Genomic DNA, 22,734 nt, shown 5'->3' with positions numbered 1-22,734 from the left:
TAAACTAAGCATAACACAAGCGTAATACTGCGGTTATATAGCCGACCTAATTTTGTGCCATCAAAAAACAAACCAGTATGATGAAGCGCAAATTACTTTACACATTAATTATTTTATTTTCTTCTCTTTCATTCACCTTCGCTCAAGAAGGAACTATTCGTGGTACAATTAAAGATGCAGTAAGTAAAGAAGACTTAGTTGGAGCAACCGTTTTTATTGAAGGAATCAACAAAGGAGCAGCCGCTGATATCAACGGTTTCTTTTCATTCAATAAAATTCCAGTTGGTAATTATAAATTGAAAATATCATTTGTTGGATATAAAGTAAAATTCATTGAAAATGTAAAAGTTGTTGAAGGTAGTGTTACAGAAATCAACACTTTTATCGAAGAAGACCAAGCTACTACTTTAAATGAAGTAAAAGTTGTAGCAAAGAAATTAACTAATACTGAAGTTTCGGTTATCTCAGAAATCAAAGCTGCTCAGCAAATTGTAAGTGGTATTTCTGCCGCACAAATTGGTAAGACTTTAGACCGTACCGCTGCCGAAGTAGTAAAACGTGTACCGGGTGTAACAATTTTCGGAGACCGTTTCATTAACATTCGTGGTTTGAATGAACGTTATAACACAGTAATGTTAAATAACGTATTTACACCAAGTATGGAATCGGATGTTCGTTCATTTTCATTCGATGTTATTCCTTCAGGACAAATCGACCGTATTTTAGTATATAAATCTCCAGCCGCTGAATTACCGGGTGAATTTGCTGGTGGTGTGGTGAAAATCTTCACGAAAAGTATTCCAGACGAAAATTATTTGACAGTTGATGTAAGCGGAGCTTACCGTGATGGAACTACAGGAAAAGAATTTTTCCGTCCGCAAACTGGAAAATACTCTTATACAGGTTTTAATAATGGTTTTTCAGACCTTCCTAAATATTTCCCAACAACAAGCGAGCTAAAACAAATTGCTGTTTCTAACCAAGCAGCCTTAACACAAGCTGGACAAATGTTAAGAAATACTTGGACGCCAGAATCTTCTACTGCTATTCCTGATTTACGTTTCTCAATTACTGGTGCTTATAAATTTATTGATAAAGAAGATTTGAAATTGGCGAACATCACAGCCTTTAACTACAGTAATACTCGTACAACTTTTGAAATGGCAAGAAGTGATTTTGGTTATTCAATTGACCAAAATAGCGTAGAAACCATTAATGAAGATACTAAATTCAGAGATTTACAATATAACAACTCAGTTCGTGCAGGTTTTTTACATAACTGGGCTTTGAGATTGAACGAAAACCACACATTTGAATTTAAAAACCTCTATAACCAAATGAGCAACGCTCAATATGTGAATAGAAATGGTTTAGAAAATGGTGGAACTTGGAATATTCGTTCACTAGACCAAGTATATCGTGGAATTTACACAGGTCAAGTATTGGGTCGTCACAACTTCAATGATAATAAAACAAAATTAGACTGGGTAGTTGGTTACAATAAATCAAACAGCGATCGTCCTGATTATAAGCGTTATAGATATTCAACAGAAGGAGCAACACCAACATTATTAGTTCCTTTTGGAGCAGCGCAAACGGTTAACTTGGGAAGAACGAATATCATGCTCGACGAAGATGCTATTCTAGGAGGAATCAATTTAGTACAAAAATTAACGGTATCAAAAGGAAAAACGGCAGAAGATAATAAGGAAATAGAAGTAAAAGCAGGTGTTTTTTACGAAGACAAGAAACGTACATTTAATGCTCGTAACCTTGGTTATGTTCGTTCAAATAGCTCATTATTTGATATTGGCAGCTTGCCTATTGATGAGATTTTCGCATTGCAAAATATTAATACAACCAATGGAGTAAAAATTGATGAGCAAACAAATGCTTCTGATTCATACACAGCAAGTAATAATCAAATTGCGGGTTATTTCTCTGGAAATTACTCTTTCACAAAGAAATTAAACTTGATTGCTGGTGTACGTGTAGAAAAGAACGTTCAAAAATTAAATAGCTATGACATCAGTAGAAACTTGCCAGTAAATTATAATCGTGATTTAACAAATCTTTTGCCTTCAGCAAATTTAACGTATAATTTCTCTGAAAAAGCTCTATTGCGTATTGCTTATGGTAAAACCTTGAATCGTCCAGAATTCCGTGAAGTTGCTCCATTCTCTTTTTATGATTTTGTAAATAATCGTGTAATTACTGGTAACCCAAGTTTGAACAATGCCGAAATTGATAATTATGATTTCCGTTATGAATTCTACCCAACACCAGCAGAAGTAATATCAGTAGCAGCCTTCTACAAGAACTTTAAAAACCCAATTGAAGTGATTTTTGACGGCGTAACAAATGCTAATTTAAGTTTTGGAAATGCTGAAAGCGCTTACAGTGCTGGAGTTGAAATCGAAGTAAAAAAGTCATTAGATAAATTAACAGCATCAGCCCTATTAAATAAAATTAATTTGGTATTCAATGGCGCATTTATCTACAGTCGTGTAAAAATTGGTTCAACCGCTACTAATCAGTCGGATAATCGTCCATTACAAGGGCAGTCTCCGTACATTGTTAATGCAGGTATCAATTACAACGACGCTAAAAAGAATACACAAATCAGCTTATTGTTCAACGTAATCGGTAAACGTATTTATGCGGTAGGTAACTCATTTGCTGCAGGTTATCCAGATTGGTACGAAATGCCACGTAATGTAATTGATTTTACTTTCTCTAAAGAAATTGCCAGAAATCTTATTTTGAAAGGTGGTATTACAGACATCTTGAATCAAAGAAATTTGATCATCCAAGATGGTAACAAAGACAATACTTATGATACCAATGTTGACCAAGTTATTCAGTCTTATTCTCCGGGCAGAACATATTCTTTAGGACTTGTGTACACATTAAGAAAAAAATAATAATCATCCATCAATATATTTTCAGTTGAATTTTTAACACATTATTTCTTAATCTAATAATTAAATCAATGAGATTTTTAAACATGAAAGCTACTCGAATTATTGCTTTGTTGCTCTCGATGGCAACGGTATTTCAAGCTTGTAAGGACGACACAGCAGAAGTGGTTCCTTTACCAACAATTTCAGTTTCAGGAACTTTAGCTGGTATTCCAGGAGCAACAGTTCAGTTAAAAGCATCTATCAATGCTCCGGGTGGTGTAAAGTCGGTAGTGGTTTTGAAAAATGGTGCTGCTTTTGATACAAAAACTGGAACAGGAGAAAAAACATTAGACTATACAAAGGATTATGTGATTGACAATGTAGCTGCTGGCTCAATAGTAAACTTTACTGTTCAAGTAACAGATCAATCGAATCAAGTGTCAGCTTTAACAACTATCCCAGTTACAGTATCGGCTGTACCTGCCCCAACAGTTGTAACAGTTGAAGGTATCATTGAAGGAAACGTAACTTGGACAGCTGACAAAATTTATAAATTGAAAAGCTTTGTACGTGTTGGTCAAGAGTCTGTTTTTGGAACAATCACTAAAACAGGTACTTTGACGATTCAACCAGGTACAATTATCATCGGTGACCGTGCTACAAAAGGTACATTAGTAATTCAAAGAGGAAGCAAAATTATCGCTGAAGGTACAGCTGCTAAACCAATTATTTTTACATCAGAAAGAGCAGTAGGTGAACGTGAACCAGGTGACTGGGGTGGATTAGTAATCTGTGGTCGTGCTGTAAATAACTTGCCAGATGTTCAATCAAGCCGTGAATTAGAAGGAGCTTATGGTGCATTCCACGGAGGAACTGATAATGCTGATAATTCAGGTTCATTAAAATATGTACGTGTTGAATATGCTGGTATTCCAATCAACCCTAATCAAGAAGTTAACTCTTTCACATTTGGTTCTGTAGGTGCTGGAACAAGCTTAGAATATTTACAAGCTTCATTTGGTTTAGATGATTCATTCGAATGGTTTGGTGGTAATGTAAATGCTAAATACTTAGTAGCTTACAAAGGATTAGATGATGATTTTGATATGGATAATGGTTTCTCTGGAAACATCCAATTCGGTATCGGTATTCGTGGTGCAACACAAGCAGATATTTCTGGTTCAAATGGTTTTGAAGTAGATAACGATGCAGCAGGTTCAAGCAATACACCATTTACTTCTGCAACATTAGCAAACATGAGTATTATCGGACCTAAAGGAAGTTTAGCAACGACAATTAGTACTCAATTCCAAAATGGTATGCAATTGCGTCGCAATAGCAAGTTGAAAGTTTATAATGCAGTTGTTACGGGTTATCCTTACGGAGTTTATATTGATAGCCAAAGAGGTGATGCAAAAGGTAATGCTTCAAGAGGAGAATTAGTACTTAACAACGTTGTATTGGCTGGATTAGAAGGCTGGGGAACAGGTGGTTTTGGTACAAGTGCAGTTTCTGAAAAAGAGCAAGGTGGAACTTTAGCTGATATATTAATTGGTGATCAAAAACCATCAGTTTGGTTTGCAGCTCAGACAGGAAATAAAATTTTAGCAACGAGCTCAACAGTTGGTTTAAGCCCTTCTTTGTTCTTAACAGGTCGCCCAACATTTACTTTAGCTTCTGGTTCAAGTTTATCAGGTGTTAATTTACCAACTACTTTACCTGCATTCTTTACAAAAACTACTTATGCTGGTGCATTCAACGATGTAGATTGGACAGCAGGTTGGACAGAATTTAACCCACAAGGTGTTTCTTACGTGAAATAATTTTAGTACAATTAAAACTTCAGTCTGCATATTTTTAAAAATATCAGACTGAAGTTCATTAAGCTTTCAATTACCAATATGAAAAATATCTTAATCATTCTTTCTGCTTTTGTTTTACTGACATCGTGTAGTTCAAAAAAAAATCAAGCTAGTAATTACTTTTCTACTCAAGAACAAGACACACTTTTAACCAACATCATTACTTATATCTATTCGCCTGCACCAGGTGCTAATAACAACACCAAATTTGAAACGAAGTATAGAAGTTTCTACCAAAAAGCCTTACCATTTTTTAAAATCCAAGAATATTATCAAGCAGAAGACGGTTGGAATTATGTTTTCATTATTCGTCCTGTTTCATCAAGCCCAATCTTCAGAAGAGGAGTATTGGCAAAATTTAAACTCAAAGAAGGCTCATTAAAGCCAGAATCTTTTGAAGAAGTCATTAACACACCTCATTTAAGAGAAGAGATTGTAGTAGAGCGAGGAGGTTTTTTATTTAAGGAATTGATTAAAAAGGGAAATGTAGATGAATATCTTTCCATGAAACAATATATAGAGTGGCCAGATGACCACCTAAAATACAACAAAGCTACTCATGAGTGGGTAACAGTCAAGCCTTATTAAGGTTTTCTCCTCGTTGTAAAACGGGGAGAAAGTCCGAAATGGATTTTCATATTGGTGTAATTATGCAAAAGCCGAAGCGTATCGCTTCGGCTTTTCTATTTTTTAGCTATTGTGTAATTATACAGTTCAGCAATTCTGAGGGTATTGAAAGGAGGAATGGCTTCTTCCAAACTTATTTGCCAATTGATGCTGTTGAGTAATTCAATGAAATCTTGATTATCTGAATAGGCTTTTCTTAAATTTCTTTTTGATAAAGGAATCAAATCACCATCAGCTTCTTTACTGAAATAATAAAGTTGATTGGACATTTCATTACTGATGTCTAAACGATAAACATAAATGCCTTTTTTACTTAAAATTTCATAAGATTTATTGCCCACAAATCGCCAGTCTTTTTCGCCTTTGCGATAGCCAAAAGCATTTTTAAAATTATAGATTTTGGTAGTGCCATTTTTAACTTTTACACTGCTGTATCTTTCTTTAAAAACGATAGCATTAGTGGCAATAAGTTGTTCTTTTTCAAAGTCTTGACTGTTTAGATAGACACCATCTTGAGCTTTGCTTTCTAAGCAGCATAAGCAATAAAAAATACAATAGATTTTTTTCATAAAGAAATTGTTTTGTCTTTACACAAAAATCAGATTTAGATATTACTTCATGATTAGCTCAATGTTAAATGAAAGTTATGAATATTAAGTTTTGTAATTTTGAGTTTCAGTCCTTGAAAAATAGAAGCTTAAACCCTTAAATGAATTGTTTGTTAATAACTTTAGTCATAAAAACTGTGTTTAGATAAATCGAAATACTTATAAAAAACGTAGATACAATCATCATCAAAAAAAGCAAAATGAACCCCAATATTCTTAAAATTCAATCGGCAATCGAGCCAATTCGTCAAGAAATTACTTCTCATTCGGTTTATAAATACATTCATGAATTAGAAGATTTACAGCTTTTTATGCAAGACCACGTCTTTGCCGTTTGGGATTTTATGTCATTGCTAAAAGGTTTGCAACGTCATCTTACTTGTGTGGACATTCCGTGGATTCCTGTTGGCAGTGCTAGTACACGTTTTTTAATCAACGAAATTGTGATTGGCGAAGAAAGTGATACCGACACCGAAGGCAATACCATGAGTCACTTTGAATTGTACTTGAAAGCCATGCAACAATCTGGTGCTTCAACCGAACAGATTGAAAAGCTTATCGTTTTACTTTCGCAAAAAGTAAGTGTTCAGGAAGCTTTGACACAAGTACAGGTTTCGGAAAGCGTCCGTCAATTTGTAGATTTTACTTTTGAAGTAATCAATACGCAGAAACCACATATTATGGCTGCTGTATTTACTTTTGGGCGTGAAGATTTGATTCCTTCAATGTTCCTTTCGATGGTGAAAGATTTAAACCAAAGTATGCCAGAAAGCATTTCGATTTTCAATTATTATTTAGAAAGACATATAGAAGTAGATGGCGACCATCACAGCCATTTAGCCTTGAAAATGGTAGAAGAATTGTGTGGAAATGATGCCGAAAAATGGGCAGAAGCAGAAGCTTATTCACTTCGTTCGTTAGAAGTTAGAAATCAACTTTGGAATGGCGTTGAAGTAAAAATAAAAGAATTGGTTGAAAGCGTTTAAGGAGTCCAATCATTTACGGTAGCGATAACCCTTGCGGTTACCGTTTCATCCGAGGCAACTGCAAGAGTTGTCGCTACAATTGGTAAAAATCTAAATAAAAAAATCTGCTTTACAGCTATTTATTACTGTAAAGCAGATTTTTTATTTTCAAATCACCAAATTTTCAAACCTTCAAATCCAAAAAAATCACTTCATTTTATAAGCTGGATGATTTTTTACATATTCATCAAAAGAGAATTTACCAGAGCCAATCAACCAAAAAAGCCCAAGTAATAATAATACAATCACCGATAACCAAAGCTCAGAATTGACGAAAGTAAAGCCATTTCTGATGTTGGCAAAAAATACTGCTACAAACAAAATTGGTACTTGGAAAGCCGCCGCCAGTCGGGTAAGGCAACCCAAAGTAATCAACAGTCCTCCGACCAAATGGGCGAAAGCCACATAATGCACCGCCACAAAAGTCCAAGCATTAAAATGCAGTCCTTCTACAAGCGTCGAGAGATAGGAAGTATCGCCGATAAAGCTCATTCCCTTAAAGAATAGCAACAACCCCAAGCCAATCCGAACAATGTCAAGCCAAGCTGGGTGGTGTTTATCACCCCAATTTTCTATGCTTTCAATAGTAGTCATTTTGATAATTGTTTAGTTTATTGAATTTATAATAAAAATATAACATTGTCAATATTTGATAGAATTATTTTGTGTGGTTTGCGAAAATTATAAAACTGTAAGGAAGATGACAATTGGTGAAGGAGAGAATTGTAAAATTTGTATCGTAATCAAATAACAACAATGATGAAATTTCTTATTATTCTATTCAGTATCATTAGTTTAAATGTTTTTTCACAAGACATAAACACACGTAAAAAACACTTCTTAACAGAAAAAGGAGTAGCACTCAGTGGCTTCGATGCCTTGACTTATTTTCAAGGAAAACCACAAAAAGGCAAAAAAGAGTATTCTTACACGCAAGAAGGAATTATTTACCAATTTTCATCTGCCAGCAATTTGGAAACCTTCAAGAAAAATCCTTCAAAATACGAACCACAATACGGAGGTTGGTGTGCTTATGCGATGGGAAGCAAAGGCGAAAAAGTAGAAGTTGACCCCGAAACGTATAAAATCGTCAACGGAAAATTGTACTTGTTCTATCATACTTTTTTCAGCAATACCCTTACAGATTGGAATAAAGACGAAGCCAATCTAAAAGCCAAAGCAGATATTAATTGGGAAAAAATAATCAAAAAATAAAGCCATGACCAGTCAAAAAATCTATATTAGTTGGACAGCCCAAATCATCGCAGCGGTGATTTTAGCCCAAACACTTTTTTTCAAGTTTTCGGGTGCTGCCGAAAGCGTAGCCTTGTTTAGCAAATTGGGCGTTGAGCCATTCGGTCGCTACGGTGCAGGAGTAACAGAGTTTTTGGTCGTAATCTTATTACTTAGTCCACGGAAAGCTTGGTTGGGAGCATTTTTAGGAATAGGAGTAATGTTGGGAGCGATTTTGGCACATCTCACCGTTTTGGGAATTGAAAGCGACGGAGATGGAGGATATTTGTTTATCTTAGCGTTAGTTACTTTGCTTTGTTGTTCTGTTGTAGCTTATATCCGTAAAGGTGATTTTTTCGCCTTTTTCTATACATTAACCTAATTAACTCCAATGCAAGAAGAAGCAAAATATTGGTACTTACACGACCACCAATTGTTCTCGGTTTTAAGCCGTGAAGAAAACCGTGCTTTGTGTTTGATTCCGAATTTTAAAACGGTTAAAAAAAATGAAATTCTCTACTTTTCGCATGATGACGAGCAAAGACTTTACACCATCAAAAGTGGAACGCTGAAAATTATTTCGGTAGATGCAGAAGGCAATGAAACAGTAAAAGAGATTTTACGTTCGGGAGATTTATTCGGGCAATATACTTTTGATGAAATGGATGAAAACGAAGATGAGTACGCCGTTGCTGTTTCCGACAAAGTAGTGATTTGCAGTTTCAAGCAAAATGACTTTGAAAATATCGTAAAACGAAATCCTCAATTAGCCATTCGTTATACCAAATTGGTGGGTTTTAAACTTAAAAGGATTTCTAATAACTATACCAATTTGATGTTCAAAGATGTACGAACAAGATTTGCTTTGTTCTTGAAAGATTGGGCGATGAAAGAAGGAAACGGACAAACAAAAAACATCGTGGTGAAGAATTATCTTACCCATAACGACATCGCAGGACTGATTTGTAGTACTCGCCAAACCGTTACTTTACTTTTTAATGAATTCAAAAATGCAGGATTGATAGATTATACTCGTAGTGAAATTATTGTGAAAGATGTACATCAATTAGCTTGAAATTTTATTTAGTGATTAGATTTTAAGTTGTTGATTATCAGTATTTTTAAAAGTATTCATTTAAAATTCAATAACTCCTCAAATAATGTAGTGGCAACTCTTGCAGTTGCCATACTTGAAACGGCAACTGCAAGAGTTGCCGCTACACTTTCAAAATAATATTTTTTTATCACTCCCCTCAGTTTACTAATAAATTCACCAATTGCAACAAAGCCAATCCGATAAAAATACAAGCAATGAGTTTATTCAACCGTTCGTCGCTCAAGTATTTAAAAATAAGATTTCGCTTCCTATCTGCCAGAAAAGCATAAGTATAAACCAACAAGAATGTTCCCGTGCCAGCACCTAACACAAAACTTGTTTTTTGAATGGAAGAAGTAATTTTCAGCCAATCATATTTACCATAAGAAAGTAAAACCACTACCCAAAAAGGCAAAAGAGCAGGATTGAAAAGGGATAAAGAAATACCTTTGATAAAGGAAAAAAAAGGATTGTTCAACGAAATTTTCTCATATTCAATTTCATGTTTTTTCTGAAAGAAAGTAAAGACTCCAACCCCGAAAAGTAAGATGATAATTGCCCTTTGCATCCAATATTCAATTTCTGGATATTTATCAAAAATCATTAAACCTTCAATGGCTAAATAGGCATAAGTACTTTCGCATAAAACGCCTCCTAAGGCTACCAAAATAGCAATTCTGATATTTTTCTGTAAAGTACTATGTACCACATAAACGCTTAGTGGACCGGGCGGAATTGTGGCAATATAACTTATTAAAGCAGTAATGAAGTAAATAATAAAGGTTTTCAAAGGATGATGATTTGGAGATTTCTTTAGCAAGTTATCTTTAAAAAACTTGAGACAAGGCAATCTCTACGACAAATTTTAGATGAATCCTCTTTAACTTTCTAAAAATTGAATACAAAACCTTTAGTATTTCGGTTTGCTAAAATTATCTTTGTGACTTAACCAAAAATTAATCACAAAATGTCAAGACAAAATATCCTTACAGGCTCACCTTGGGAAGACAAAATGGGCTATTGCCGTGCCGTAAGAATCGGAAATATTATTGAAGTATCAGGAACGGTTGCCATTGTTGATGGAGAAAATGTAAAGGCTGACGACGCTTTTGCACAAACCAATAATATCATTGAAAGAATTGCAAAAGTATTAGAAGAAGCTGGTTCAAGCTTGAACGATGTAGTAAGAACAAGAATTTTTACAACTGATATTACGCAATTTGATAATATTGCAAGAGCTCACGGAGCATTTTTTGGAGCGATTAAACCAACTACAGGAATTTACGAAATCAGCAAATTGGTTTCACCAGATTACTTGGTAGAAATTGAATTTACAGCGATTGCTCAGTAAATTTCTTTGAAAATAAGACATAAAAAAAGCCTCAATGAGAATTGGGGCTTTTTGCTTTATTGAATCGTATGATGTTAAAACGCCGAACGTTTATAAAAAGTTTTACGTTAGAAAAATAGTTGAATTATTTTTCATTTAAATTTATGAAACAACAAACTATTTATGAAGTAGCCGTAATTCCGATTGGTTCGCTGAATACGATTCGTGAAAAGGAAACAGTTTTAAGCTACTTTTCTAATCTCAGCAAATGTTTAGACCAAGTAATTGCGTCTTTGGTAATAAATGGTTGGGAAAGTAAAATTAATTATACGGCAGTGTATAGAAGTTTGAAAGAGAAAGGAAAGTACGTAGCTGAATTCAAAATTGCGAACAATAAAATTTTCAGAATCGTCATTACGTCAAGAACCATCAATCCGTCTTTGACGATGTTGGGAATTGAGGAAAAGCCTGTATAGCTGTTAGCTTTGAGCCTTCAGCTTTGAGTATTTATTCTATTGGTGGGGTTAAGAAAGAACTCAAGGCTCATAGCTGAAAGCTTCCATACGGATTCACCGCTTTTATTTGCATAAAATGTTCGGGTTTATCCAAAGGCTCAAAGCCGAATTGAGCGTACAAACCGTGGGCATCCCAAGTGGCGAGTACCCATCTGCGTAAACCTTGTAAGTCGGGATGTTTCAGTACGCTTTCAACCAAAAATTTAGAAAGTCCATTTCCTCGGTATTCTTCCAAAACAAAAACGTCTGCTAAATAAGCAAAAGTTGCCAAATCGCTGGTGACTCTACAAAAACCAATTTGCGTTAATGTATTTTCTTGTTGATGATAAACACCAAAGGCAATTGAATGAGCAATAGAACGCTGAACGATTTCCACAGGAATACCTTTCGCCCAATAAGAACGATTACAGAGATAATCATGAATTACGTCAATTTGTAATTTTGATTTATCCGTCGAAATCAAAAAATCATCTTTTTGTACTTCAAACATTGTAAGCAGTGATTAGTAAAAAGTGATTGGTGATTAGTTGTGCTTTGTGCTTGCCTAAAATAGGTTGACGTAAATTTCAACTTATTTATGAAGATTTTAGGCTTATTTTTCTAAATGCAAGATAGCTTCTTTTTCCAATAAGGCTTTGTCAATCGGCACAACACCCAATGATTCACATACTAATCCGCCACCCAAATTGGATAAACCAGCTACTAATTCAGGCGATAAACCCAAAGCAACACAACAAGCAGCAATAGAAATAACAGTATCACCCGCACCCGAAACATCCGCAATTTTACGGAAATGGGCTGGAAAATGTCTTTTCTCATCTTTGAAATCAATATAAACGCCTCTTTCTGAAAGCGTAATAAAAGCACCTTTTAGTTGTAAAGTAGTTTTTAATTGACTTACCGCATTTTCTAATTCTTCACTTTTCTTTACATCAAAACAGATGTCCAAACCTTCACGCAATTCTTTCAAATTGGGTTTGAAAAGTGTGGCTTGCTGATAATGCAGGAAATTTCGTTTTTTGGGGTCAACTACGGTTGGAATATTGTGATTATTGGCAAAATCAATAATGTCGGTAATGAGTTCTTTAGAAAGCACTCCTTTGTCATAATCTTCAAAAATAATGACGTTGGCTTCTTTGGCAAGTTCTTTGATTTTTTGACTGAGTGATTGATTTTCAGTTTCATTAATCAAAGCATCGGTTTCTGTATCAATGCGTACAATTTGCTGCGAGCCTGCAATGATTCTTTCTTTTACTGTTGTAATTCGGGTTTCAGACTGAATGATGCCTTCGGTAGATAAACCACATTCTTGTAAAAGTTTGATTAAATCATTTCCATAAGTATCGTTTCCAACAACAGAACAAATAATGGCTTCCGCACCCAAACTTTGAACATTCATTACCACATTTCCTGCACCGCCCAAACGTACTTCACGGTTTAATACATTCACAACAGGAACAGGTGCTTCTGGCGAAATACGTTCTACTTTTCCCCAAGTGTAGGAGTCTAGCATCACGTCGCCAACGATGAGAACTTTAAGCTGATTAAATTGATTGAAGATTTCAGAAATTGTCATAAAAAGATAGATTCAAAAATGTGCTAACATCTGTTTCGGAAAACAAAATTAACGCATTTTTAGAAGTATTTGTCTAAAAACCTTTTTCAAGGCGATTATCCACCAATCGTAGTCATTGATTCTGTAATGATACTTTTGCGGTTGCGTTCGGCTTCAAAGCCATCTTTGGGGCGTTGTTTGAAAACATTGATAAAAGTACTTTTTAATTCTTCATCGGAAACTCCACTTCTCAGTAAGTCTCTGATATTTAGTACGCCATCGTCGTAAAGACAAGTTTTTAAATCGCCCGTTGCCGTTAGGCGAATACGATTGCAAGTACCACAAAAAGTACGTGAAAAAGCAGCAATTACACCAATATTGCCTTGATAACCTGGGATTTGATAATTGTAAGAAGTAGAATTTGGAGCGTCAACCAATTTCTGTAAATCAGGATATTGGCTTCTAATTTCCGCTAAAATACGAGGCGCATTCCAGTTTAGTTTTGGATAATGTGCACCTTCGCCATTGAAAGGCATTTCTTCAATAAAACGAATCGAAACGTTATTGTCTTTAGTGAGTTCTGATAATGGAATGATGTCTTGAGTATTTTGTCCGTCCATTACAACGGCATTTACTTTTACTTCAAAACCAGCGTCTAATAATTGAAAGAGCGTTTCATAAACTTTGTCGAATTCGTCTCTTCTTGCGATTTCAAAAAAACGTTTTTTATCTAAAGTATCCAAACTTAAATTCACAGCACGCACGCCCATTTCTTTCATTTGGCGGATGTATTGTCCTGTCAGAATTCCGTTTGTGGTAATATTGAGTTCTGTAATGCCTTCAATTTCAGAAAGCTGGTACATGAAATCAATCATATTGTGGCGAACAAAAGGTTCTCCGCCCGTAATTCTTACCTTAGAAACGCCTAATTCAGACAAAACAGAAACTGTTCGAAGCATTTCTTCATAAGTCATCAATTTTGATTTATGTAAATACTTCACACCCACTTCTGGCATACAATAGAAGCAACGTAAATTACAACGGTCTGTCACTGCCAAACGCAGATACGTAATTGGCCGACCATGATTGTCGTAAATCAAGTTTTGGGAGTTCTGTTTTTTGTTTTGAGTTATCACGTCTAAATTCGTTTCTTTGTTGAACAAATTTAAGTAAATAACTGTAGTGAATGCAAAAACATTCAATTGTTGTAGCTTAAAATTAATATTTAGGAAGTAATATGAAGTACGGCATCAATCTTTTTGGTATTACCAAGGAAATAATTGGAAATACTTATATTGAAATAGACATGGAGGAAGAGGCAAATGCAGAGCAATTGTTGGAAAGGCTAAAGAATAATTATCCGAAACTGAAAGCTATAAAATCGTTATTATTGGCAGTGAATAGCGAATATGCTGAGAAAGATTTGCTTTTACATTTCAGAGATGAGATTGCATTGATTCCACCAGTAAGCGGTGGTTAAAAGAAAAAACCTTTGATTTCACAATTGGAAATCAAAGGTTTTTAAAATTAAACTCCGTTAGCAGAAGATCTGATTGAGGCATTTAGGTTTTTAATTTTTCTTTCGTAACGATTGATAATTTCACGCTTCTGATTGGTATGAATTCTGCGTTCTTTTACAATTCTGTTAGATAAAACCTGAATCGTTTTTTCTTGCTTTTTGATATGAGTATTAAGTGAACTCACTTGTGTCTCATAACCTTCGATTTTTTTCTGCGTTTCAACTTTAAACGCTTTGAATTCTTCAACTTTCAAATCAACATCTTTGAAAAGGCTTAAAACTTTCAAAGAATCTTGTTTGTAATTGTTTCTGATGTTGCCAATTTCTACAAAATAAGAACGGTATTTGTTTTCTTGGGCAAGTAATTCTTCGGAGAGTGTTAGTGTTTTGGCTCTTAAATCTCGTACTTCAACTTGTGAGCGTTTGAAATTTTCGTTGAGCCGACTTTTCGAACTGTCGAGCTCATTGTACTTTTTACTTGTCACACAAGAAGATTGAGTTAAAATGAGGGAAATTAAAACTACAGAGGCGGGGATGATACTTTTTTTCATGATTTTTTAAAATGGCGATGATTTAGGTTAAAAACATTACTCATAAAAATGATAATGAGAGCATTAAAAATAGTTTTATAAATAAATTAAGAAGTTAAAAGAGTTAGTAAACATCAAAAGACATTTACTGGTTACTGTAAGCGACGGTACTTGTACAATGTTTTTTACTACTTTAGTAGAGACTGATAATTTCGATATTAAGATGTTTTTATTTATTTAAGTGGTTGATTTATAGTTGTTAAAGTTATTATTTATTGTCTTTAGGTAATGATTTTGAAAAAGAGTAACACTTGCAAAATAAATAATTTTTAATTTATGTACCAAAGAAGTTTATGAAAATAGGACATATTTGGCAATTAGTAACGATTGAGCTTGTTTTAACGCATGGTAAAATTACAAGACGATTTTTTTTAATTATCCATTATTATATGGCTTAAATATGATGTTTCCGTCTTTGTTACGAACCTGAGCATACGTAGATAAAATTAAAAACATGCTATTATGCATGGATTTCTTGAAATTTTACGGATATTATTTGTCCGAAGGAATTTTAATTGAGAAACAATTTTCAGTTTAATATACTATGGTTAATTTATTTGAATAGATAAGCATAAGTATTTTGTAATAAACTTTACACTTTCAACACTTCGTGACGATATGGATATTTGTGAAAACGACGGTTACCAAACACCGCCTAAAGTAATTGCTGATTTAGTTACAGCAAGCCCAACACCTAGTGTAAGTGTGGATTCGAAAGGAGAATGGATGGTTTTGCTTCAGCGTGCAGCCCAGCCTTCTATTGCACAATTAGCAGAACCTGAACTTCGGTTGGCAGGTCTGAGAATTAATCCTGCCAATAATGGACCAAGCCGAACTACTTATTTTGTAGGTATTCGATTAAGAAAAGTAGTAGGGAAAGAAGAAATAGCCATCAAAGGTTTGCCCGAAAAACCTTTATTGAATTATGCAAGCTGGTCGCCAGATGAATCTAAAATTGCTTTTTGTCATTCAAGTCCTGAAAAAATAGAACTTTGGATTTTAGATATTGAAACAGCTACGGCTAAAAAAGTGTCTAATTTAGCAATGAATGCTGTTTTTGGACATCCATACTCTTGGCTTTCGGATGGAAAATCTTTGTTAGCGAAAGTAGTTGTGCCTAATCGTGGAAATCCTCCACAGAAAAATGCCGTACGTACAGGACCAACAATTCTTGAAAATTTAGGAAAAACAAATCCAAGCAGAACCTACCAAGATTTACTAAAAAATGAAAGCGACGAAAAGCTTTTCGAATTTTATGCCACTGCTGAACTGGTAAGAATCAGTTTGGAAGGAACAGAGGAAAAAATTATTGAAGCAAGTATTATTCAATCGGCAAGTAGTTCGCCAGATGGTCAATACCTTTTGGTCAAAACCATCCGTCGTCCGTTTTCATACCTTGTTCCTTATAGCCGTTTTCCACAAAAAATAGATGTTTTAAACATCGATGGAGCATTTATCAAAACGTTGGCGGATAATCCTTTGATAGAAAATATTCCGATTTCTTTTGATGCTGTTCAAAAAGAACCACGTGGTTTTAATTGGCGACATGATACTCCTGCTACTGTTTATTGGGTTGAAGCCCAAGATGGAGGCGACCCTAAAAATGAAGTAGCCGTTCGTGACAGAGTAATCACCTTGAGTTCGCCTTTTACGGAAGTAACAAAAACCATTGCAGAAACTGGCTATCGCTATGCAGGAATCATTTGGGCAAACGAAAATTTGGCTTTAATCGATGAATATTGGCACAAAACCAGAAGAGTAATTACCAAAATTATTGACCCAAGTGGAGGGAAGGAAGCAGTTGTGTTATTCGACCGTTCTTCTGAGGATAAGTATAATGAACCGGGAAATCCATCAACTAAAAAGAATCAGTATGGAAGATTGGTCATGGATTTGCAAAAAGATAATTCCGTATTTATGACGGGCGACGGAGCATCTGCCGAAGGCGACCGACCTTTTGTCGATATTCTGAACCTGACGACTAAGGAAACAAATCGACTTTGGCGTTCGGAAGCACCATTTTATGAACGTCCGATTGCTATTCTTGATAATGAAAAACAGATTATTCTGACCATCAGAGAATCAAAACAGGATAATCCCAATTACTTTATTCGAGATTTAAAACAACAAAACAGTACACAAATTACTTTTTTCCCACATCCATATCCAGCCTTAAAAGGGGTAGAAAAACAAGTATTAAAATACAAACGTCATGATGGCGTGGAGTTAACAGCAAATCTTTATTTACCTGCTGATTATCAAAAGGAACAAGGTGCTTTGCCATGTTTGTTGGAAGCTTATCCTTTAGAATTTAAGGATAAAAGTAATGCAGGACAAATCTCAGGTTCACCTTATGAGTTTACTTCGATTTATTGGGGTTCACCAATATTTTGGGTAACACAAGGTTTTGCTATTTTAGAAGGAACGTCTATTCCAATTGTTGGCGAAGGAACTACCGAACCCAATGATACTTATCTGGAACAATTGGTAGCTGGTGCGAAAGCTGCTATCGACGAAGGTGCCAAATTAGGAGTAGTTGACCCGAATAAAGTAGGCGTAATGGGGCATTCTTATGGTGGATTTATGGTAGCAAATTTATTGTCGCATTCTGATTTGTTTAAAGCAGGAATTGCTAGGAGTGGAGCTTATAATCGTACTTTAACACCTTTTGGTTTTCAAGGTGAAGAACGTACTTTTTGGCAAACGCCCGAAACATATCATAAAATGTCGCCATTCAATTATGCCGATAAAATGAAAATACCTTTGTTGCTAATTCATGGCGAAGCCGATAATAATACGGGGACTTTTCCTATTCAGTCAGAGCGATATTATAATGCTTTAAAAGGTTTGGGCGCAACAGTACGTTATGTACAATTACCTTACGAAAGCCACGGCTACCAAGCCAAAGAGTCAATTTTGCACATGCTTTGGGAAATGAATACTTGGCTGAATACTTATGTGAAGGAGTAACATTGTGATGAATTTTGAGTTGTGTACTTTGGTTAAATTAGTCCAGCGAGAATATCGTTGGACTAATTTTTTAATCGACTATTTGATAAAACTATACAAAAACGGCGCTTTGTGCGATTTGCCTAAAAACTGTTTTTCATGTCGTTTCAAAATCTCTAAACCAAGTATTTGTCTTTGAAAAGTAGTTCTACGAATATTTTCTCCTAAAATCGCTTCATATACTTGTTGGTATTGTTTCATCGTGAATTTCTCAGGTAATAAATTCGCACCAACCAGTTTTTTATTAATATTTCCACGAAGTGTTTCCAAGGCTTTTTGCACCATTTCGTGGTGGTCGAGCATCAAGGGTGGTAATTCATTGATTGGATACCATTCGCAACTATCAGATAATTCGTCGGGCTTGGGTTTTACTTCATTAAAATTGATTAAAGCATAATATCCTACCGAAATAAAACGCTCTAACAACCAATGATTTTCGCCAGCTTTTAGATGGCCATTGCTCAACATAATTTTTTCAATCGTTGCAGGAATGTATCTTTCCAAAGACCCAAAAGTGTGAAATTGTTCTAAATAGATGTTTTCTAAGCCAGTTCTGTCGTACAAACCTCTTCTCACGGCATCGTCAAGACTTTCATTTTCCTTCACAAATCCACCAGGTAAAGCAAATAATTTGGTGTTACTATAGCCAGAAATTAAAATTTTTAAGGTTGAGCCATCAAAGCCAAAAATGACTGAATCATAGGCGATATGAGCTAAAAAGCCAGATTCTTTAGCTGTTTTTACATACTTTGAAGGAATTGTATTTTCTGACATTTTTAAAAAATAATAAGATTTAATTGTATTTTTCTGTAATTCATTTTAATATTGTCACAAATTGAGACAATAGATTCAATCTTTCGTAAAACTAACAAATAAAATGAAATTTAACATCAGATTACTCATCTTACTCTGTGCACTAACAACGCTCAATATTACTGCACAAGCACAAAAAAATGGTTATGTATTACCCATTCAAGCCAAAACAGTGAATGGAATTGTTGAAGGAGAATTTGATGTGCGTTCAAATATCCATACTTTCAAAGGCATTCCTTATGCACAACCTCCTGTTGGTGATTTGAGATGGAAAGAGCCTCAACCTGTAAAAAATTGGACTGGCGTTTTAGAAACCAAACAATTTGGACCAAAAGCCGTTCAGCCAGCCATTTTTGGTGATATGGGTTTTAGAAGTAATGGTATGAGCGAAGACTGTTTGTATTTGAATGTTTGGACGCCAAAAGTAAAAACACAAGAAAAAATGCCAGTATTGGTTTATTTTTATGGCGGTGGTTTTATTGCAGGCGATGGCTCTGAACCACGTTATGACGGCGAAAGTATGTCGAAAAAAGGAATTGTTACAGTTACTTTAAATTATAGATTAGGTATATTTAGCTTTTTCTCGCATCCAGAATTAACAAAAGAATCTCCAAATAAAGCTTCTGGAAATTATGGTTATTTAGACCAAAGCGCTGCTTTGAGATGGGTGAAAGCAAACATTGCAAATTTTGGTGGTGACCCGAATAAAATCACGATTGCTGGTGAATCAGCAGGTTCTGTTTCAGTAAGTGCGCAAATGGTTTCGCCATTGTCAAGAAACTTAATCGCTGGTGCGATTGGTGAAAGTGGTGGATTGGTTTTCCCAACATTGGCAGCTGTTTCATTGCAAGAAGGTGAAAAAACAGGTACTTCGTTTGCACAAAAAGCAGGTGTGAATTCTTTGAAAGAATTGCGTGCGATGACTACTTATGAAGTATATCAAAAAATGATGGAATTTGGTGTTTGGAATTTCAAATCAACACTTGATGGTTACTTTTTACCAAAAACGCTTCCTGAAGTTTATGCAAGTAAAGAACACGCCAATGTACCTTTATTAGTAGGTTGGAATTCGGAAGAAATGAATTACAAAGCTTTGACAAAAGGAAAAGAAGCTACTCCAGAAGTTTATACAAATACCGTAAAAGAACTTTATGGTGAAAAAGCAGAGGAAGTATTAAAATTATATCCAGCAGGAACAGCCGAAGAAACAGAACAATCGGCAACGGCTTTGGCTGGCGACCGTTTTATCGCATTTTCAACTTGGAAATGGTTTGATGCACATCGTAAAAATAGCAATCAACCAGTTTATCGTTACTTTTACGCACATCCAAGACCAGATATGAAAGCCCAAGATGTTGAAGCTGCATTGGCGGGTGGCGTAGTAAAAAGAGATAAAAATGCTCCTAAAGCTCCAAAACCAAAAGGCGCAGTTCACTCTGCTGAAATTGAATATGCCATGGGAAATTTAGGAGGAAATGCCACTTACGATTGGAACGCAGATGATTATAAAGTATCGGAAACGATGCAAAACTATTTTGCGAATTTCATCAAAACGGGTAATCCGAATGGCGCAGGTTTAGAAAATTGGCCAGTAGCAAAAGACGAAGCCAACCCAGATGTGATGATTATTAAAGTACAATCAAAAGCAATAAAAACTCCGAATGATAATCGTTATTTATTTTTAGATAAAGAATATCAGAAGAAATAAAATAAATAAAAATCCGTTTTGGTCGTGACCGAGACGGATTTTTATTTTTATAAATGATACTACATTTTTAAGTAAAAAATCTAACTTTCCTACTTCTACTCATTTTAAAGCACAGATTTACCAAGTCTTGAAAACTAAGTATTAAGTACTAATATTTCAACTAAATCTAGGAATAATTACAAGTATAAAAATTGCAAGAAAAAATACTGTTAATGAATCTCGAAAATTTGCTTTTATCAAAGTTATATCTGTAATTTTGCTAACAGAAAAATAACCCATCTTTAATTCTTTTTTAATCTGACATTTATTGCGAATTCTTACCAAAACCATTTGACATTTAATACATTGGTTGAGGGAACTTTATTTTCCAAAAAATAGGTTCTAATAATTCAAAAAAAATATAATTAAAGTCATGTCTGACGCAATTAAACACGAGTGCGGGATAGCGCTAATCCGTCTTCGGAAAGACTATCAGTATTATATCAACAAATACAACACGCCATTGTACGGTTTGAACAAATTGTATTTGATGATGGAAAAACAGGTAAACCGAGGACAAGACGGTGCAGGAGTAGCCAACATCAAGATTGATGTTCCTCCGGGTCATCGTTATATCAGTCGCTATCGTTCTGTTGAACAAAATGCTGTACCTGATATTTTTGGAAAGATTTACAAGAAATTCCGAAAAGCTCTGAAGGACAACAAAGACAAAGCTAAAGATGCTCATTGGATTCAAGAAAATGTGGCTTTTTCTGGCGAGGTATTTTTAGGACACCTTCGCTATGGAACACACGGACAGAATGAAATTGAGAACTGCCATCCGATGCTCAGACAAAGTAACTGGAGAAGTAGAAACTTAGTAATGGCTGGAAATTTCAACATGACAAATGTTGAAGAATTATTCGACAAACTGGTTTCACTCGGTCAGCATCCTAAAGAAAAAGTGGATACTGTAACGGTAATGGAGAAAATCGGTCATTTTTTAGACGAAGAAAACCAACGCCAATTCGAGTACTTCAAAAGCGAATATCACAATCCAGAATTATCGGATGTTATTCAGGATAATATAGATTTACAAAGAGTTCTACAACGTTCTTGCCGTGATTTTGATGGTGGATACGCCATGTGCGGAATGACTGGATACGGCGCAGCCTTTGTAGCACGTGACCCAGCAGGAATCAGACCAGCATTTTATTATGCCGACGACGAAGTAGTGGTAGTAGCTTCAGAAAAACAAGCTATCAAAACAAGCTTCAATTGTAATTATGAAGATATTAAAGAAGTGCAACCAGGACACGCTTTAATTATCAATAAAAATGGAGATTACTCTGAAAAGCAATTCATTGAGCCCATCGAAAGAAAATCTTGTAGTTTCGAACGTATCTATTTCTCAAGAGCTTCTGATCCAGATATTTATGCTGAACGCAAGCAATTAGGGCGTTTAGTGATTCCACAAGTACTTCAAGAAGTTAGCTTCGACCTTAAAAATACGGTATTTTCTTATATTCCGAACACTGCTGAAACTGCCTTTTTGGGTATGATTGAAGGCTTGGAAGATTATCTTGCCAAAGAGCGTAAGAAGGCAATTATGGAAGGTGTTTTATTTGAAAAAGACCTTGAAGATTTGCTTACTTTCCGTCCGAGAGTCGAGAAATTGATTTCTAAAGATGTTAAATTAAGAACATTTATTACCAATGATGCCGACCGTAATGATATGGTGGCGCATGTTTATGATACTACTTTTGAGGTAATCAAAAAAGGAGTTGATAATGTAGTTTTGATTGATGACTCAATTGTGCGTGGAACTACTTTAGAGCGTTCTATCGTGAGATTATTAGATAAATTAGGACCAAAGAAAATCGTTATCGTTTCGTCTGCTCCACAGATTCGTTATCCAGATTGTTATGGTATTGATATGTCTCGTATGAAAGAATTTGTAGCTTTCCGTGCGGCTTATCAATTACTGATTGAAAGAAATATGGATGATGTGTTAGAAGAAACTTTAGGACGTTGTTTGGCTGCGATAGAATTAGGAACTGCTCATAAAGAAAACTTTGTAAAAGCTATCTATGAGCCATTTACTACCGAAGAGATTTCTGATAAAATCGCTGAATTAGTAAAACCTAAAGATTTGAAAGCTGAATTAGCGATTGTTTATCAGACTGTTGATAGCTTAAATAAAGCTTGTCCGAATGATACTGGAGACTGGTACTTTACAGGTAATTATCCAACACCAGGAGGTAACAAAGTAGTAAATACTGCTTTTGTAAACTTTATGAAAGGTGTTGAAATGAGAGCTTATTAAGGTTGTAGATTCCTCCTAAAAATAATAAAACGACTT

General features: G+C 35.0%; 21 protein-coding genes. 13 read left to right on the top strand and 8 right to left on the bottom strand.

The annotated features are described in order from the left end of the window. Window positions 1–77 precede the first annotated feature (77 nt). From ABID42_RS02175 to ABID42_RS02165, 3 genes are all read left to right on the top strand, one after another. Complete coding sequence (locus ABID42_RS02175) at window positions 78–2,924, top strand: TonB-dependent receptor (protein ID WP_367282250.1); 2,847 nt, start codon at window positions 78–80, stop codon at window positions 2,922–2,924. Between the two features lie 83 nt (window positions 2,925–3,007). Continuing rightward, a complete protein-coding gene (locus ABID42_RS02170; protein WP_323257348.1) occupies window positions 3,008–4,726 on the top strand; it encodes a beta-helix domain-containing protein in 1,719 nt (572 codons plus the stop codon). 78 nt (window positions 4,727–4,804) lie between these two features. Continuing rightward, the gene (locus ABID42_RS02165) at window positions 4,805–5,353 is read left to right on the top strand and encodes a hypothetical protein (protein ID WP_367282249.1); all 549 of its coding nucleotides are present in this window, start codon (window positions 4,805–4,807) and stop codon (window positions 5,351–5,353) included. A 95-nt stretch (window positions 5,354–5,448) separates the two neighbouring features. Here ABID42_RS02165 and ABID42_RS02160 read toward each other — a convergent pair whose 3' ends face one another. Then, window positions 5,449–5,961 carry a hypothetical protein gene (locus tag ABID42_RS02160; RefSeq protein WP_367282248.1) on the bottom strand — a complete coding sequence of 171 codons (513 nt, stop codon included), beginning with the start codon at window positions 5,959–5,961 and terminating at the stop codon, window positions 5,449–5,451. 239 nt (window positions 5,962–6,200) lie between these two features. On the opposite strand from ABID42_RS02160, the gene ABID42_RS02155 reads away from it, so the two are divergent. Continuing rightward, a complete protein-coding gene (locus tag ABID42_RS02155) occupies window positions 6,201–6,986 on the top strand; it encodes a DUF3050 domain-containing protein (protein WP_367282247.1) in 786 nt (261 codons plus the stop codon). Between the two features lie 186 nt (window positions 6,987–7,172). Here ABID42_RS02155 and ABID42_RS02150 read toward each other — a convergent pair whose 3' ends face one another. Beyond that, window positions 7,173–7,619 (bottom strand): DoxX family protein, encoded by a 447-nt coding sequence (locus ABID42_RS02150; protein ID WP_323257339.1) that lies wholly within the window; start codon window positions 7,617–7,619, stop codon window positions 7,173–7,175. 162 nt (window positions 7,620–7,781) lie between these two features. Here ABID42_RS02150 and ABID42_RS02145 point away from each other — a divergent pair, with 162 nt between their 5' ends. From ABID42_RS02145 to ABID42_RS02135, 3 genes are read left to right on the top strand one after another with little or no spacing between them, the layout of a single operon-like run. Beyond that, window positions 7,782–8,240 (top strand): YHS domain-containing (seleno)protein, encoded by a 459-nt coding sequence (locus ABID42_RS02145; protein WP_367282246.1) that lies wholly within the window; start codon window positions 7,782–7,784, stop codon window positions 8,238–8,240. Between the two features lie 4 nt (window positions 8,241–8,244). Beyond that, window positions 8,245–8,640, top strand: coding sequence for a DoxX family protein (locus tag ABID42_RS02140; RefSeq protein WP_367282245.1), 396 nt, complete (start codon window positions 8,245–8,247; stop codon window positions 8,638–8,640). A gap of 9 nt (window positions 8,641–8,649) precedes the next feature. After that, on the top strand, window positions 8,650–9,333 hold the full coding sequence (locus ABID42_RS02135; RefSeq protein WP_367282244.1) for a Crp/Fnr family transcriptional regulator: 684 nt from the start codon (window positions 8,650–8,652) through the stop codon (window positions 9,331–9,333). A gap of 178 nt (window positions 9,334–9,511) precedes the next feature. Here the strand turns inward: ABID42_RS02135 and ABID42_RS02130 are convergent, their stop codons facing one another. Further along, window positions 9,512–10,144 (bottom strand): LysE family translocator, encoded by a 633-nt coding sequence (locus ABID42_RS02130; RefSeq protein ID WP_367282243.1) that lies wholly within the window; start codon window positions 10,142–10,144, stop codon window positions 9,512–9,514. 177 nt (window positions 10,145–10,321) lie between these two features. Here ABID42_RS02130 and ABID42_RS02125 point away from each other — a divergent pair, with 177 nt between their 5' ends. Continuing rightward, window positions 10,322–10,705, top strand: coding sequence for a RidA family protein (locus tag ABID42_RS02125; RefSeq protein WP_367282242.1), 384 nt, complete (start codon window positions 10,322–10,324; stop codon window positions 10,703–10,705). Window positions 10,706–10,848: 143 nt separating this feature from the next. Continuing rightward, complete coding sequence (locus tag ABID42_RS02120; protein ID WP_367282241.1) at window positions 10,849–11,160, top strand: hypothetical protein; 312 nt, start codon at window positions 10,849–10,851, stop codon at window positions 11,158–11,160. Window positions 11,161–11,227: 67 nt separating this feature from the next. On the opposite strand, the gene ABID42_RS02115 is transcribed toward ABID42_RS02120, so the two are convergent. The 3 genes from ABID42_RS02115 to moaA all read right to left on the bottom strand — a co-directional run bounded on the left by ABID42_RS02115 (window position 11,228) and on the right by moaA (window position 13,854). Then, window positions 11,228–11,689 (bottom strand): GNAT family N-acetyltransferase, encoded by a 462-nt coding sequence (locus tag ABID42_RS02115; protein ID WP_367282240.1) that lies wholly within the window; start codon window positions 11,687–11,689, stop codon window positions 11,228–11,230. A 102-nt stretch (window positions 11,690–11,791) separates the two neighbouring features. Continuing rightward, window positions 11,792–12,775 (bottom strand): bifunctional heptose 7-phosphate kinase/heptose 1-phosphate adenyltransferase, encoded by a 984-nt coding sequence (locus ABID42_RS02110; protein ID WP_367282239.1) that lies wholly within the window; start codon window positions 12,773–12,775, stop codon window positions 11,792–11,794. 95 nt (window positions 12,776–12,870) lie between these two features. Beyond that, window positions 12,871–13,854, bottom strand: coding sequence for a GTP 3',8-cyclase MoaA (gene moaA, locus ABID42_RS02105; RefSeq protein WP_323257322.1), 984 nt, complete (start codon window positions 13,852–13,854; stop codon window positions 12,871–12,873). Window positions 13,855–13,991: 137 nt separating this feature from the next. Between moaA and ABID42_RS02100 the strand changes: the two genes are divergently transcribed. Further along, window positions 13,992–14,234, top strand: a complete 243-nt coding sequence (locus ABID42_RS02100) for a MoaD/ThiS family protein (RefSeq protein ID WP_323257320.1) — start codon at window positions 13,992–13,994, stop codon at window positions 14,232–14,234. A gap of 47 nt (window positions 14,235–14,281) precedes the next feature. On the opposite strand, the gene ABID42_RS02095 is transcribed toward ABID42_RS02100, so the two are convergent. Then, window positions 14,282–14,824, bottom strand: a complete 543-nt coding sequence (locus ABID42_RS02095; RefSeq protein WP_367282238.1) for a hypothetical protein — start codon at window positions 14,822–14,824, stop codon at window positions 14,282–14,284. A 657-nt stretch (window positions 14,825–15,481) separates the two neighbouring features. Between ABID42_RS02095 and ABID42_RS02090 the strand changes: the two genes are divergently transcribed. Continuing rightward, the gene (locus tag ABID42_RS02090) at window positions 15,482–17,833 is read left to right on the top strand and encodes a S9 family peptidase (protein WP_367282237.1); all 2,352 of its coding nucleotides are present in this window, start codon (window positions 15,482–15,484) and stop codon (window positions 17,831–17,833) included. 78 nt (window positions 17,834–17,911) lie between these two features. Here ABID42_RS02090 and ABID42_RS02085 read toward each other — a convergent pair whose 3' ends face one another. Next, entirely contained in the window at window positions 17,912–18,646 is a 735-nt protein-coding gene (locus ABID42_RS02085) for an NUDIX hydrolase (RefSeq protein ID WP_367282236.1), read from the bottom strand. 103 nt (window positions 18,647–18,749) lie between these two features. Here ABID42_RS02085 and ABID42_RS02080 point away from each other — a divergent pair, with 103 nt between their 5' ends. After that, window positions 18,750–20,393: a carboxylesterase/lipase family protein gene (locus ABID42_RS02080; protein ID WP_367282235.1), complete on the top strand. Its 1,644-nt coding sequence runs from the start codon at window positions 18,750–18,752 to the stop codon at window positions 20,391–20,393. 412 nt (window positions 20,394–20,805) lie between these two features. After that, window positions 20,806–22,698, top strand: coding sequence for an amidophosphoribosyltransferase (locus ABID42_RS02075; protein ID WP_323257310.1), 1,893 nt, complete (start codon window positions 20,806–20,808; stop codon window positions 22,696–22,698). Window positions 22,699–22,734: the final 36 nt, after the last annotated feature.

Origin of the sequence: Arcicella rosea, assembly GCF_040543805.1 — a bacterium.
Taxonomy (GTDB): Bacteria; Bacteroidota; Bacteroidia; order Cytophagales; family Spirosomataceae; genus Arcicella; species Arcicella rosea.
This window is presented reverse-complemented; position numbering and strand designations above follow the sequence as displayed.

What these genes read in the sequence shown, in the direction of transcription:
- ABID42_RS02175 (WP_367282250.1), top strand. Translation starts at nt 78, where the DNA reads ATGATGAAGCGCAAATTACTTTACACATTAATTATTTTATTTTCTTCT.
- ABID42_RS02170 (WP_323257348.1), top strand. Translation starts at nt 3,008, where the DNA reads ATGAAAGCTACTCGAATTATTGCTTTGTTGCTCTCGATGGCAACGGTA.
- ABID42_RS02165 (WP_367282249.1), top strand. Translation starts at nt 4,805, where the DNA reads ATGAAAAATATCTTAATCATTCTTTCTGCTTTTGTTTTACTGACATCG.
- ABID42_RS02160 (WP_367282248.1), bottom strand. Translation starts at nt 5,961, where the DNA reads ATGAAAAAAATCTATTGTATTTTTTATTGCTTATGCTGCTTAGAAAGC.
- ABID42_RS02155 (WP_367282247.1), top strand. Translation starts at nt 6,201, where the DNA reads ATGAACCCCAATATTCTTAAAATTCAATCGGCAATCGAGCCAATTCGT.
- ABID42_RS02150 (WP_323257339.1), bottom strand. Translation starts at nt 7,619, where the DNA reads ATGACTACTATTGAAAGCATAGAAAATTGGGGTGATAAACACCACCCA.
- ABID42_RS02145 (WP_367282246.1), top strand. Translation starts at nt 7,782, where the DNA reads ATGATGAAATTTCTTATTATTCTATTCAGTATCATTAGTTTAAATGTT.
- ABID42_RS02140 (WP_367282245.1), top strand. Translation starts at nt 8,245, where the DNA reads ATGACCAGTCAAAAAATCTATATTAGTTGGACAGCCCAAATCATCGCA.
- ABID42_RS02135 (WP_367282244.1), top strand. Translation starts at nt 8,650, where the DNA reads ATGCAAGAAGAAGCAAAATATTGGTACTTACACGACCACCAATTGTTC.
- ABID42_RS02125 (WP_367282242.1), top strand. Translation starts at nt 10,322, where the DNA reads ATGTCAAGACAAAATATCCTTACAGGCTCACCTTGGGAAGACAAAATG.
- ABID42_RS02120 (WP_367282241.1), top strand. Translation starts at nt 10,849, where the DNA reads ATGAAACAACAAACTATTTATGAAGTAGCCGTAATTCCGATTGGTTCG.
- ABID42_RS02115 (WP_367282240.1), bottom strand. Translation starts at nt 11,689, where the DNA reads ATGTTTGAAGTACAAAAAGATGATTTTTTGATTTCGACGGATAAATCA.
- ABID42_RS02110 (WP_367282239.1), bottom strand. Translation starts at nt 12,775, where the DNA reads ATGACAATTTCTGAAATCTTCAATCAATTTAATCAGCTTAAAGTTCTC.
- ABID42_RS02100 (WP_323257320.1), top strand. Translation starts at nt 13,992, where the DNA reads ATGAAGTACGGCATCAATCTTTTTGGTATTACCAAGGAAATAATTGGA.
- ABID42_RS02095 (WP_367282238.1), bottom strand. Translation starts at nt 14,824, where the DNA reads ATGAAAAAAAGTATCATCCCCGCCTCTGTAGTTTTAATTTCCCTCATT.
- ABID42_RS02090 (WP_367282237.1), top strand. Translation starts at nt 15,482, where the DNA reads ATGGATATTTGTGAAAACGACGGTTACCAAACACCGCCTAAAGTAATT.
- ABID42_RS02085 (WP_367282236.1), bottom strand. Translation starts at nt 18,646, where the DNA reads ATGTCAGAAAATACAATTCCTTCAAAGTATGTAAAAACAGCTAAAGAA.
- ABID42_RS02080 (WP_367282235.1), top strand. Translation starts at nt 18,750, where the DNA reads ATGAAATTTAACATCAGATTACTCATCTTACTCTGTGCACTAACAACG.
- ABID42_RS02075 (WP_323257310.1), top strand. Translation starts at nt 20,806, where the DNA reads ATGTCTGACGCAATTAAACACGAGTGCGGGATAGCGCTAATCCGTCTT.